Origin of the sequence: Rouxiella aceris (genome assembly GCF_012933545.1) — a bacterium.
GTDB lineage: Bacteria > Pseudomonadota > Gammaproteobacteria > Enterobacterales > Enterobacteriaceae > Rouxiella > Rouxiella aceris.
On sequence record NZ_JAADJU010000001.1, the window covers coordinates 422,305 to 435,800 of the forward strand.

Annotated in this window: 13 protein-coding genes; 4 read left to right on the forward strand and 9 right to left on the reverse strand. The window is 49.1% G+C overall.

Annotation, left to right across the window (positions count from 1 at the left end; all coding sequences use genetic code 11):
* The first annotated feature begins 234 nt into the window (after positions 1-234).
* Genes GW590_RS01880 through GW590_RS01890 form a run of 3 tightly spaced genes read left to right on the forward strand, consistent with a single transcriptional unit; the run spans position 235 to position 3,404 of the window.
* Positions 235-771 (forward strand): winged helix-turn-helix transcriptional regulator, encoded by a 537-nt coding sequence (locus GW590_RS01880; RefSeq protein WP_169401319.1) that lies wholly within the window; start codon positions 235-237, stop codon positions 769-771.
* A 54-nt stretch (positions 772-825) separates the two neighbouring features.
* Entirely contained in the window at positions 826-1,854 is a 1,029-nt protein-coding gene (locus GW590_RS01885; protein ID WP_169401647.1) for an HlyD family secretion protein, read from the forward strand.
* The gene (locus GW590_RS01890) at positions 1,851-3,404 is read left to right on the forward strand and encodes a DHA2 family efflux MFS transporter permease subunit (protein WP_235955829.1); all 1,554 of its coding nucleotides are present in this window, start codon (positions 1,851-1,853) and stop codon (positions 3,402-3,404) included. Before GW590_RS01885 ends, GW590_RS01890 begins: the two co-directional genes overlap by 4 nt.
* 413 nt (positions 3,405-3,817) lie before the next feature.
* On the opposite strand, the gene GW590_RS01895 is transcribed toward GW590_RS01890, so the two are convergent.
* The 7 genes from GW590_RS01895 to GW590_RS01925 all read right to left on the reverse strand — a co-directional run bounded on the left by GW590_RS01895 (position 3,818) and on the right by GW590_RS01925 (position 10,368).
* Positions 3,818-5,149, reverse strand: coding sequence for a gluconate:H+ symporter (locus GW590_RS01895; RefSeq protein ID WP_169401320.1), 1,332 nt, complete (start codon positions 5,147-5,149; stop codon positions 3,818-3,820).
* A gap of 78 nt (positions 5,150-5,227) precedes the next feature.
* Positions 5,228-6,292, reverse strand: coding sequence for a mannonate dehydratase (gene uxuA, locus GW590_RS01900; RefSeq protein WP_169401321.1), 1,065 nt, complete (start codon positions 6,290-6,292; stop codon positions 5,228-5,230).
* A 372-nt stretch (positions 6,293-6,664) separates the two neighbouring features.
* Positions 6,665-7,210, reverse strand: coding sequence for an RNA polymerase sigma factor (locus GW590_RS01905; RefSeq protein WP_169401322.1), 546 nt, complete (start codon positions 7,208-7,210; stop codon positions 6,665-6,667).
* A gap of 5 nt (positions 7,211-7,215) precedes the next feature.
* Entirely contained in the window at positions 7,216-7,659 is a 444-nt protein-coding gene (locus GW590_RS01910) for a hypothetical protein (RefSeq protein WP_169401323.1), read from the reverse strand.
* Positions 7,660-8,014: 355 nt separating this feature from the next.
* A complete protein-coding gene (locus GW590_RS01915; RefSeq protein ID WP_169401324.1) occupies positions 8,015-8,635 on the reverse strand; it encodes an NADPH-dependent F420 reductase in 621 nt (206 codons plus the stop codon).
* Positions 8,636-8,708: 73 nt separating this feature from the next.
* On the reverse strand, positions 8,709-9,647 hold the full coding sequence (locus GW590_RS01920) for an SDR family oxidoreductase (protein ID WP_169401325.1): 939 nt from the start codon (positions 9,645-9,647) through the stop codon (positions 8,709-8,711).
* A gap of 52 nt (positions 9,648-9,699) precedes the next feature.
* Positions 9,700-10,368, reverse strand: a complete 669-nt coding sequence (locus tag GW590_RS01925) for an NADPH-dependent F420 reductase (RefSeq protein WP_169401326.1) — start codon at positions 10,366-10,368, stop codon at positions 9,700-9,702.
* Between the two features lie 85 nt (positions 10,369-10,453).
* On the opposite strand from GW590_RS01925, the gene GW590_RS01930 reads away from it, so the two are divergent.
* Positions 10,454-11,032 (forward strand): TetR/AcrR family transcriptional regulator, encoded by a 579-nt coding sequence (locus GW590_RS01930; protein ID WP_169401327.1) that lies wholly within the window; start codon positions 10,454-10,456, stop codon positions 11,030-11,032.
* A 222-nt stretch (positions 11,033-11,254) separates the two neighbouring features.
* Here GW590_RS01930 and GW590_RS01935 read toward each other — a convergent pair whose 3' ends face one another.
* Both GW590_RS01935 and GW590_RS01940 read right to left on the reverse strand, forming a co-directional pair.
* Complete coding sequence (locus GW590_RS01935) at positions 11,255-11,557, reverse strand: hypothetical protein (protein ID WP_169401328.1); 303 nt, start codon at positions 11,555-11,557, stop codon at positions 11,255-11,257.
* 759 nt (positions 11,558-12,316) lie between these two features.
* Positions 12,317-12,751, reverse strand: coding sequence for a hypothetical protein (locus GW590_RS01940; protein WP_169401329.1), 435 nt, complete (start codon positions 12,749-12,751; stop codon positions 12,317-12,319).
* Positions 12,752-13,496 lie beyond the last annotated feature (745 nt).

Genomic DNA, 13,496 nt, shown 5'->3' on the forward strand with positions numbered 1-13,496 from the left:
ATTTTTCCATTTCACCATAATCTTCTGTTAACCAAGCCCCATCAACACGCCACCTGGCTTAACTCATTTAAAAATATCAGCATTCAGTACTCCGTCAGCCCTCACTTTAGGCGTTTCCCCCTGACCAATACTGTCGCCCGCATTATAACTTTCATTTTGCAAGTAACTATGACTTGCAAAATGAAAGCCACTGGTAGAGGATGACTCCATGCCCTGCCAAAATGAGACCGCAAGATGAAAAATACGCCCTTATATGAAACCTCCTGTCCGATTGCCCGCAGTCTGGGACGCATTGGCGACAGTTGGTCGGTGATGATCCTCAGGGATATCACCGCAGGCTTTACCCGCTTTGATGAGTTTCAAAAAAGCTGCGGCATCGCCCCCAATATTCTTTCCCGCAGATTGAAAGACCTGATTGACGACGGATTGCTGGAGAAGGTGAAGTACAGTCTCTCTCCGCCCCGCTATGAATATCAACTCACGCAAAAAGGCAAAGATTTCCGCCCTGTGCTGTTGGCGCTGGCAGTCTGGGGAACCGAACACTTCTCTCCTGAAGGACCGCAGCTACAACTGGTGGAAACGGAAACCCATCGCCCGCTGCGAACGGCTATGGTCGATGCCGCTACTGGCGAGGTTGTCGTTCCAGAAGCTTACTCGCTGGTGCCCGGCCCTGCTGCTGACCCGATTATCCGCTACCGCCACGCTTATCTTAGCCAGAAAAAAGCCGGTGTTGAGCCTTTGAAATTTACCCCACCGGAAAAGCAAGGATAACAATGCATGAGTGTTTCTAATGCTGAACCGCAAGGCCGCACGACGGGCAAGTTTATGCAACGCCCCGCAATTGTACTGGCGCTGCTGGTGTCCTTTTTGGCGATCGCCGGTTACGGCATTTACTGGTGGCAAATTGCACGTTTTATGCAGACCACCGATGATGCTTACGTCGGCGGCAATATCAGTGTGATATCGACCAAGGTCTCTGGATATATCAATGAGATAGCCGTGAAAGATAACACCCGCGTCAACAAGGGTGACCTACTGGTGCGCCTTGACGATCGTGATTATCGTACCGCCCTGGAGAAAACGCAGGGAGAGATCGCCGCGCAGCAGGCTGCACTGGAAAATATCACTGCGTCACGGCAGTTGCAGCTCGCCACCATCGAGGGAATGAAAGCCGCCGTTGACGCCGCAGGAGCGGGCACCGCCAAGGCCGCTGGCGATAGTCGACGCTATGATTCTCTTGCCAGCGCGCAGGCTATTTCGCAACAGGTTAAAGACAATGCCCGTGCCGACTATCGCGGAGCAAAGGCTGATGAAGACAAGGCCAAAGCCGATTACCTGGCAGCACAGCGGCAACTGGCAGTCCTGGATGCCCATGAAAAACAGACCCTGGCAGCGCTGACTCAGGCGCGCGCCAGTGAAAAGCAGGATAAATTAAATCTCTCCTATACCGAGATCCGCGCCCCCTTTGACGGCGTGGTGGGTAATCGCCATATCTGGATCGGTTCCTACGTGGATGGCGGCACACAGCTATTTTCCCTGGTCTCTTCGCAGGGACTATGGGTTGATGCCAACTTCAAGGAGAACCAACTGGCGCGCATGCAACCGGGACAACCGGTAGAAATTGTCGCCGACGTGCTCTCCGGCAAGACGTTCCATGGCCGGGTGGGAAGTTTGTCGCCAGCAACCGGCGCACAGTTCAGTATTCTCCCGGCTGAAAATGCCACCGGAAACTTCACCAAAATTGTTCAACGCGTTCCCGTGCGCATTGAACTTGATGAGACCAACTCGATATCTGACCTGTTACGCCCCGGTCTTTCGGTACAAGCCACAGTCAATGAGAATGGCAGACAATGAGTGCCACTCACGCCACCAGCGACCGCTCCCCGGACGCTATGCCATCACGGCAGAAGATCATCGCCTTTGCCACCATGTGTCTGGGCATGTTTATCGCGCTGATTGATATTCAAATAGTGTCGGCCTCACTAAAGGATATCGGCGGCGGCCTTTCTGCCGGCCAGGATGAAACAGTGTGGGTACAGACCAGCTATCTGATTGCCGAAATCATCATTATTCCCCTTTCCGGCTGGCTGGCGCGGGTAATGTCAACGCACTGGCTGTTTTGCATTTCTGCGACCGGCTTTACGCTAATGAGTTTACTGTGCGGATGGGCATGGGATATTCAAAGCATGATCGCCTTTCGCGCATTGCAGGGATTTTTTGGCGGGTCAATGATCCCGCTAGTGTTCACCACCGCATTTGCGTTCTATCAGGGCAAGCAGCGGGTGATCGCCGCAGCGACCATCGGCGGTATTGCTTCGCTGGCGCCGACCCTGGGTCCGACGGTGGGTGGCTGGATAACCGATAATTTTAGCTGGCACTGGCTATTTTTTATCAACCTGCTGCCGGGGCTGTATATCGCCATTGCGGTCCCTGTTTTAGTCAGAATTGATAAACCCGACTTTCGTCTGCTGAAAAGCGCCGACTATCTGAGCATTCTGTTGCTGGCCGTTTCACTGGGATGCCTGGAATACACCCTTGAGGAAGGCCCGCGCTGGGGCTGGTTTGATGATGCCACTATCATGCTCACTGGCTGCATAGCCGCATTAAGTGGCCTGTTTTTTATTCTGCGTACACTTTATCATCCGCAGCCGGTGATGGATCTTTATGCCCTAAAAGACCGAACCTTTGCACTGGGCTGTTTTTTCTCTTTTATGGCCGGTCTGGGGATCTTTGCGACCATCTATATGACGCCACTGTTTCTTGGCACTGTGCGAGGCTTCAGCGCTCTGGATATTGGCCTGACTATTTTTTCCACCGGCGTGTTCCAGATCCTTTCTATTCCAATCTATTCGTGGCTGGCTAATCGGGTAGATTTACGCTGGTTGCTGATGACCGGCATGGCAGGATTCGCCCTGTCGATGTACTTTTTCACCCCGATTACCCACGACTGGGGAGCCGATCAGTTGCTGCTTCCCCAGGCGCTGCGGGGTATCGCCCAGCAGTTTGCCATCGCACCCGCAGTGACGCTGACTCTCGGTAGCATTCCTCCACAGCGTATGAAACTGGCCTCCGGCCTGTTCAACCTGATGCGTAATCTCGGTGGCGCGATAGGTATTGCCCTTTGCGGCACAATAATTAATAACCGTACCAATATGCACTATAACCGTCTGGCGGATCACCTAACGGCCAGCGACCCGGCGGTAAGCAATCTGCTTAATGCGGGCGCCCAACGTATGCTCAGCCAGGGTTTCTCAGCAGAGCATGCACAGTCGATTTCGCTGCACTCTCTCTCTATCATGGTGCTAAACGAAGCCAGGACCATGGCATTTTCAGATGCATTCTATCTGCTGCTGGTTGGCTTTTTGATTACCGTTGTTCTGGTTCCGTTGATGAAAAAACCTTGAAAGTGAGTGTTGGGAAAACACTAAGCAGTGAGTGTTGGGAAAACACTAAGCAGTGAGTGGAACAACAAGCCCGAAGCCCATGCCGAATAAGAGAGAGTCGATCACTGCTGACTCCTGAACGGCGGCGGCTTCCCGCTCTGCCGCTGTCTGAACGAACAGCTCTGGAGACCCCAGCCCCTCTCGATCCGCACGCTGTGGCATGTTCATTGTGCATACCTTGTTTTAGTGCCTTACATACAGGCGAAAATGTGCTGTATGAAGACCAAAATTCTGATTGAGTGGCACCCGAGGCTATTGCGCCTAAGAAAATGCCAGGCTTCTCTCAACTTCAGTGAAGTTATCGCGTTGATGATGAACCGCATACATATCGAGTCCGGTAAAGTGACATTGCTGCCACTTTGCTCCGAAATATCTCAGATAAAATGACTGATAAGTATCACCATACCCAAACCAACAACCGAGTTGATCAACTCCAGTAACCCCCAGGTCTTAAAGGTATCCTTCATTGAAATACCAAAGGTCTCTTTAAACAACAGAAAGCCACCGTCGTACATCAGCGTAATGGTATTACTGCCACAGGCTACGGCAAGAACCATCAATGCCGGATTAAGATTAAATGCCCCCACCATCGGTGCCACTATGCCTGCCGAGGTAATTGCGGCAACAGCACCCTGCCCGGTTAAAATACGGATCACGGCAGTGATAAGCCAGGCGACGATAAATGGCGAGAACGGAACATTACTCATCACATGAACAATGCTGTCACCCACGTCTGAGTCAATAATTACTTGTTTGAGAATACCACCGGCACTTATAACAAATAGCACATTGGCGATTTGAGCAATCGCCAGACTGACATTTTTGGTGATGCCTTCCGGCGTCAATCCGCGCTTAACGCCGAGAAACCACATCGCGGCGCAGGTGGCGAGGAACATACTGATTTCTGCGCTGCCCAGCAGTTCACAGACGTGCGTGAGTTCAGATTTATTACCCGCAAGCGGTTTGACCACCGAAGCCAAAATCATCAGCACGGCAGGTATCAAGGGGATCATAATACTGATTTTGAACGAAGGCAGATCCTTCACTGCAAGCTCTTCAATGGGTTTAATCATTGAATTAAGCGGCATATTATTGATGCCAGGCAGAAATTTGGGCAACAAGATACCGGCACAGAACAGCGCAGGCAGAATAACCAGCACGCCATAGAGGTAAACCTGCACGATATCTGCATTAAATGCGCTGATTAACGCCACCGGCCCAGGCTGAGGGGGAAACAGGCTGTGCCCCATAGTGGCTCCCACCACCGTTGGTATCACCAGCTTCATATAGGGGATATTGGCTTTTTTGGCAATATTCATCACCAGTGGCATGGCAATAAGAAATGCCACCTCATAAAACATTGCAATACCAAATATCACACCAATAAAAATAAGACCAACTGAAAGAAAGCGGGTACCGCAATGATAAATAACTGTATCGGCTATTTTTTGGCTGGCACCCGACTCTGTCATAAACTTACCGATAACGGCACCGAAAATAATAATCAGCGCCAAATGCCCCATAATACCGCCAATTCCTAGCTGTATTGTGGAAACAATTTTATTTAGCGGAATACCGACCATAATAGCAACAAATACGCCGGCAATAAGCAGAGAAAAAATATTGTGGAACTTGTATTTTAGGTTCAGTACCACCAATAGCGCGATACCTGTCAGCACCCAAAAGAGTGATAAGAAAGGTGACATCGTTATCCTCAGATATTATGTAGCTGTAGTGATAATCGGGCACAACGAGATGGCGGAGCCATGCTCCGCCAGGTGAGATTAGTGTTGACTAACGGCTTCCCATAATCCGAGAAGGTAGGTTACCCCCAGGGCACGGTCATAAAGTCCGTAACCGGGCCTGCCGGTCTCTCCCCAGATAAAACGCCCATGGTCAGGTCTGATATAACCGTCAAAGCCATTGTCGTGCAGTGATTTAATCACCTTAAGCATATTCAATGAGCCATATTGCGTAGGATGGGCAGATTCGTAGAAATCCTTATCCTTGATAATCTTGATATTTCGCACATGGGCAAAGTGAATACGCTTACGGCTGGAGAACTCTTTCAGGATGGCATAGACATCATTTTCAGGATCCTCGGCGATAGATCCGGTGCACAACGTCAGACCATTGGCCTCAGAGTCAACGGCATTACAGATCCAGTCCAAGTCGTCGCGGTTTTTAACCACCCGCGGTAAACCAAAAATTGAATACGGAGGATCATCGGGATGGATTGCCATCTTAACGCCGACTTCCTCACAAACCGGGATAATGGCTCGGAGGAAATACGCCAGATTTTCCCGCAGCAGCGCATCGTCAACGTCCTGGTATTTGGCAAACAATTCCTGCACTTTTGCCAGGCGTTCAGGTTCCCAACCGGGTAAGGCAAAACCATTGGAGTTTTCCAGAACCTCTTTAACCACTTCATCGAGACTTTTATCGATACCGGCTTTTTCAAACGCCATGGTCAATGAGCCATCGGGCAGCACATAGTTCATGTCGGTTTTCATCCAGTCAAACACTGGCATAAAGTTGTAGCAAATGACCTTTACACCAAAATCGGCCAGGTTACGGATAGTTTGCTGGTAGTTGGCAATATAGCGTTCACGTGAGGGCAAACCGATTTTGATATCATCATGAATATTGACGCTTTCAATTACCTCCATGGTTAGCCCGGCATTGTGGGCCTGTTCTATCAATGCCTTGATTTTCTCTTTGGGCCAGACTTCACCCACCGGCACATCGTAAAGCGCCCCGACAACACCCGTTACCCCCGGCACTTGCCTGATGTGCTCAAGTGGGATCTTGTCTTCTTCGGGACCAAACCAACGCATTGTCATTTGCATGCCTGTCACTCTCTTTGCTAAACACGGTAAAATGTAGACTACCATTCTAGTATACATAGCTTGTTTTCTACTGGATTTGACGGAGGTCACATTGCGGACAAGGGATAGATCCACTAATTAGTGGTCGGAAGGATCGCCTGGGGGGTTGCATTGATGCCAATAGAGATGACTATCGCCGGAAGCCAATGCACAAGACACCATGTGGCTTATCCATTGTTATCTTTGAATCATACAGCGAGCCACAGAAAACCAGTTCAAGATAATCAGGGAGTTAGACCGAGGGGGGGGGGTAATTTTCACATTCGCAGCAAGAACAAGCCGTGGGGTAACATAGACCAGCCAGACCGCCGGTTGGGCGATCTGGTGATGATTTCAATCTTCGGTTAATTCATCATACAGACTGTGCAGCCGTGTGCGCAGAAAGAGTACTGCCTTGTGCTTGCGCGATAATAAGGTCTGAACACTGGTGCCGGTTTCTTCCGCCAGTTCATTATAGCTGTAACCCAACAGTTCCGTTTTCTCAAACACTTCGCACTGTGCTGCCGGAAGTTCAGCTAACGCCGCCTCCAACTCCTCCCACAGCAGCGCTTTGAGATATTCATCCTCCGGCGTTTGTGCTACACCAAAAAGCGTTTCTGCCAGTTCGTCTTCCGGGCCATTCTCCTCGTCGTCGCTAAAAAAGTCGGCTAACGACAGTTCACGCTTTTTACGTGAGCGATCGATCATTTCGTTGCGTGCAGCACGGAACAGCCAGGCGGCGACATTTTCCACCGGCTGCTCCACCAGCATCAGCTTATAGGTGACTTCCTGCAATATGTCGTCAGCGTCAGCGCGCACCGATGTTCGGCCGCGGATAAACGCTTTTAACGTTGTCCGGCATGCGTTGATCGCTGACATTAGCAGTGAATCCTGCGGCATCACAATTACTCGGCGTCTGTGGATTTTGTCGCGCTGTTGTCTGCCTGTGGCTGGCTGTCGTCTTTGTCATCGCGACGTCCACGCCAGTCACAAGGCTGGCAGTGCCCACGGTGACCAAAGTGTTTACGGCGGTGCTGCATAAACTCTTCACGTTGTTCCGGTGTCAATTGCATCCAACGTTTATGCATACGGTGACGCGCCATGCCAATCATTCCCGGATGAAAACCCAAGCCGCCAAATAAGATACGGCACAACACCAGGCCACCCAAAGCCTGCCAGAAGCCAATGCTTTTCACACCGATGACTGCTGGCAAAATAGCATTCCACAGTGACATCACCAACAACCCAAGTATGGCCGCGAACGCTACACCCAGCAGCAATGGTTTTATCATGCGGTGACCACCAAAGTGGTGCCCATGACCCTGTCCACGCATATCAAAATCTCTCATTATTTATTACCTCATTATTACATTAGCGGATAACTGCCTGTAATGAGGTAGACGAATGAGCGGCAGAAATATTGTCAGGAAAACCAGATAATATTGACGATTAGTTTTAATACATTGAAACTAATGAACTTATTTTATAGTCATCGACCCTGTGATCTCGATAGGTTCGCAAAATCTCGGAGGCCCGCGATACGTGCCAAAGAGCAGCCAGTCCTCGCCCCAATGATCCACTCAAGATTTTCGGCAGATAACGCCAGCAAAGTTTGCCTATCGCCACGGCCCATAGCTGCAAAAAAATCTTTCACAATCTGGATATGCTCTTGGGTACTTATCGCAACCCCTCCTTTTTATTACTTCAGCCGAGATCAACGTTGAAGGCAATGTTCCAGCTGCCTGCGCCGTTTTTGGCCACACCGATAAGCATCAGACCAAGCGCCTCAAGCGTCTGGGCCATCTGCAAGCCACCGACATCGAACGGACGCAGCCCGAGACGCTCAAGGAAAGTCGAGACACGCGCCTTGGCCTGCGGATCGTCAGCCGCGATAAATGCGTCGAGAGCGACAGTCCGAGCAAGTACGTGGCCGAAGAGAGTATTAAATGCCTTCACCACATGCGCGCTGGCCGGGACACACTTGGCTATTTCCTGCGCACCAGAACTGCCGCCAGGGGTGACGAGGCCCGTAACGTCAGAGGAAATCGGGTTGCTGATGTCGATGATAATTTTGCCGTCGAGCGCCTTCCCGTAATCGGCCACGACTCGCGCAGCACTGGCGTACGGTACGGCGAGGATAACGATATTGCCCGCAGGTACGGCACCGTATTCCCCGATCATCGCGCCGCCGGCCAGTTGGTCGGCCAGCGTCTGCGCTTTGGCTGGGTCACGGCTGATCACTTCGACGGTGTATCCAGCCTTGGCAGTACGGCCAGCGATCGCTGCAGCCATGCCGCCTGAGCCGATAATGCTGATAGTGTTCATATGCAGTTTCCTCATAGGTTGGGGATTGCCCGGCGAACCGCGTCATCCGCCAGACTTATTGCCTCAGCTCAACTTAGCTGGCAGGAAAGTAGTGGCCGTTGTCGAGGTCGTCGAGCAGGCCTGGCTGTATGGGTTCCCAGCCGAGAGTCTGTCGGGTAATAAAGCTGGATGCCGGAAGGTCTAGCGTGACCAAATTCGCAAGAAAGCCAAAGTATCCCGGTATCATTAGCACGTCCGCGGGAATGCTTACCACTGGCAGGCCCAAACGTTTGCCAATGGCCTCAGCGATCTCGCGAAACGGGATCCCCTCGCCCTCAGTCCCGTGCCAACTTTTGCCAGCTGACCCTTTCTCTAGCGCGAGTCGAAATAAAGAGGCAAGGTCACGGCTGTGCACCGCCGGCCAGCGGTTCGCGCCGTCTCCGGGATAACCGACGACGCCTTTTTCCTTCGCAAGTGCAATCAGCAGCGGGAGGAAACCGGCATCGGTAGTGCTATGCGCAATGGTAGGGATCCGCACGATAGAAGAGCGCACGCCCCGCTCCGCGAGACCGACAACAGTGAGTTCCACAATGTTACGAACCCGCAAGGTGCCCTTATATGCATCGCCGCCGGGAAGGGCTGGGTCCTCCTCGGTGGCAGGACGACCCAGGTTTTCCCACCCTGGCGAACCAATGCTCCCCGATACGACCAGCGGCTTTCCGGTTCCGGCCAGTGCTTCGCCATACGCGAGCATAATTTGCAACTCCGCAGCGGCCACGGCATCAAGACCACCGGAGGGAAGCAGGTCTTGCCTGTGTGCGACGTGGATGACGCCATCGGACGCTGCAGCCGCCGCCTTGAGCCCATCGAGGTCGGAAATATCCCCGCGAAGAACCTTGGCACCCAGCGCGGCTACCACTGCCGCAGACTCATCCGACCGGGCCAAGCCAGTGACCTCATGACCAGCAGCGATAAGCTCGGGAATGATGTATGAACCAATATGGCCGGTCCCGCCAGTGACGAATACATGCATGTTACTGCTCCTTGTTGACTATATGATGCGAGAAGTTGTGGTACCGCGGCACTCAGCCGAGCAGGCTCACACCGATTGAGAACTTGCTGTGCTTGATGGAGTGGGTAATGAGGCCCAGTGACAGTAGACAGGCGTGTTCCAGCGTACGTGCCATAAACAGCGGTCCTGTATCCATCGGGCGCAATCCGAGACTCTCGATAAACGCCGAAACACGTGTCTTCGCCTGCCCATTGTCACCAGCAATAAACACGTCCAACGGGTGGCCCTCGGTAGGACCGGCAGCCAGAACGTGAGAAAACAAGGTGTTGAATGCCTTGACAACCTGCGCATCGGCAGGAGCAATGCTGGCGATCTCCTGGGCACCGGAACTGTCGTCGGGGGTCACGAAACTTGTGTAGTCGGTGGCAACGGGGTTGGTAATATCTACGAGGATCTTGCCTGCCAGCGCTTCGCTGTACTGCTTTACCACGTCGAGAACGGCAAGGTAGGGAACCGCCAAAATGACGATGTCGCCAGCCGGAACCGCGCGGAACGACCCTGTCGTCGCGCCCTGTCCTATCTGCTCAGCCAATGCCCGCGCCTTCACCGTATCGCGACTTATCACCTCGACGGTATGCCCAGCCTTGACAGAAAGACCTCCGATCGCTGCGGCCATGCCGCCTGATCCTATGATGCTGATAGTGCTCATATACAGCCTCTTCACTCGTTGGGTGGTGTTCATGCTATCCAAATAGTACGCTTTGCGGTATTATCTGGACCAGTGATACGAATATATGGATCAGTGATCCGCTTGTCAAGGAGCTATTATGAGAGCCGACGCCAGAAAAAATTATGACCACCTGCTTACCGTCGCGCGAGACGTCGTCACCGAGCACGGCATCAATGCATCTATGCGTGATATCGCCCGCCGCGCCGACGTTGGGTTGGCCACTCTGCTGCGACATTTTCCGACACGAGAAGCCCTGTTCGAAGCATTGCTATGTACAAAGTCGAACGTTCTGACGCAGAAAGCAGCCGAGCTGGCAACGACGGCACCACCTGACGAAGCACTCATCTCCTGGTTTCGTGACGGGTTAGCGTTCGTCCAAACCTATAGTGGTGTTTGTGCCTTGATGGCGAGCGCGCACACAGACCCGGACTCGGCGCTTTACGCTTCAACTACCGCGTTGCATTCTGCGGGGGCGCGATTACTTGCCCGAGCTCAAGCCGAGGGAACGGCGCGTGCTGATATAGATGGGGAGGACCTGTTCGCCCTAATGTCGGCGCTCAGTTGGCTCGTCGACCAACCGGCATTCACACCGAAGGAGGATCATCTCTTTCAGGTCATCACCAGCGCTATTTTTACAAATCCGGCTGGCAACGATGTCAAAAAGATAATGCGTTGAGGGAGATGGATTTCATATGGTCGATGGTTGCCGTTGAGCGCTTAACTGATCCTACTTATCCGAGCAGTTAAAAATGGGGGGATTACCTTTGGGCCTGAACAATAGGGCAGCTGTTAACTCCCACTGTTTTGTACGATTATTATTCCGCTCACGGTGTGACTATGGGCCATCAAAATCCGAAAACGAATCCCCAAGTGAGAAGTTTTTTCCTTCTCGCCTAGATTATTTATATAGCAACGAGGAAAGTCCTATAACCATTACGATGCTCATAACTACCTGAATCAAAACGACCAAAAAGGCAAGAGCACCAAACACGGTGATTTTTTTTCGAAGGATAAACGTAATACCGGAAAATACAGCACTGAACAGAATTGTTTTAAGTATGTAAGACAACGGCACCATCGAAGTGTGGCCTGTATGTATACCGGCCAAACCAATAAGACCGATAAACAGACCACCGCAAAAACCCCATCCCCAGAATGTCATCGGCAGACTTAGCTGCCCTGTTACCAGCTTCTTCAACACAACTGCACCCCTTTTATAAGGTAAATATATTAAAGATTTTTATCCCTCAGGTATCCTGGCCTACCGCAAAATTTAGTCCCAGCTAAATACTACTTTCCCGAGAGTGAATCCTAGTTTGTACGGTTGATTTTACATTCTGTCAGCAGAGTCACACAAGAGCATTTATTAATACCGATTGAATTGTGACCTACGGGAGTGCGGACAAAAACTTGAACCATTTGGAGATAGTCCATGTACTCATACGAAGATCGCATACCGGCGGTAAAACTATACATAAAACCAGGGAAACACATCGCAGCTCCCCTTCGTCAGTTGGGTTACCCGACGAAGAATGCTCTCAAAAGCTGATATCGGGAATACGAGCAATCCCATTACCAACACCATGAACATTAAATTTTGCAGAAGCACCCAGTCTATTCATTAGCCCCCCCTTAAAATACATAGTTTATATTAAAGTAAACTTGCATTACATGAGCAAAATCGCACTCTGCTAGCAAAATTTATTATGTGCAATTGTAATATCTAATGCGCCAATAAAATACTCAACTTCATAATAAGAAGAACCGAGATCTATAACGTTAAATTTTATTCTTTCAATGTCTTCGGTCTGGGCGAAATTGTATCGAATACTGGGAGTACTTTGTATTGAAAGTTTTTCGAAAGCACGACCCCATGAACATGAACATTCAAAATTTAATCTTGGCAATTCATTTCCTGAGTCATAGATTACATCTCTACTGAAGCCATTTTTCGATTCACTTATGCTAAAGCAATAGGATAGCATCTGTTTACTTGGATTCTGGCACTCCACTGAAATACATTTTTAAAAAACTTATTCGTTATTTTATTATAAAATCCAAAACCATAATGGAGAAAAAAATTATTATATTCATTGTAATAATAAAAAAATATACTAAAACCAGCACCAACGAAAATTAATAATGGAAACCATTTTTTTCTAAACAAACACCAGCAGAATGAAGTAACAAAAAAAACAACGGCAACCTTAAGAATAAATACGTCATAATTGCCGTATTTTTGATATCTCGTTAAATCAACATTAATGTAAGAAAGCATTAAGCTTAATGATGACAATAGTGGTAATTTAAATATTTTCTGTTGCCAACTCACCATAATATTTTCCTGTTTATTTAACAGTCGAATTTTTTTTGGGTTAAGAATCACTAAATCCATAATGTAAATTCATACTGCTGTAATAAATAGGTGGTATTATTCTAAAATTACTGGCAAGCGTTATTATCGTAAAAAAATATGCAAAAGAATTCCTTTACCTAATGCGTGACATTATAATATCCAGAAAAAACAAGAGGAGTTATTACGTTCTATTGTGAAGAGACCTGAAAAACACCATCAATTAATATAAAAATCACCTTACCAAGAAAATTCCTCTTCCATTTTATTTTTTAGCTTGCATTTTTATAGTCTAAATTAATGGAAATAATTACCAGCTAAAATAAAATTGCACCAGCAATATTCTTAGTAAGCCAAAAACTTATAATTTTAATAAAACCGATTATAAATTATATATACATTACTTAAATTAAGTTAATGCAAAAAGATGTAAAAAACAACGCATCAATTTAATTAGTCTACTTACAAACTGGTTTTTTATAATTTGTTGTCTATTGGTTTACTTTTAGTGATTATTTTAAGGCCAGAAAATATTTTATCAATGTTGAACTATAAGCTTAAAATGGTTAATTATATTGTATTATTTAAAATTTAAGATACGTTATACTAATTTAATCTTGTGAATAAAATATACGTGAGGAATTCTTTCCCATGCTCCGACTCCAACCGGTGTCCGAATTACGGAATGATAAAACTTCCGCGAACGGAGGCTATGCTGTTGAAAGTCCTTCGGCACCGAAAAGAAAATTATCTATCACGGAAACAGGTAGAATTAAGCACGCCGAAG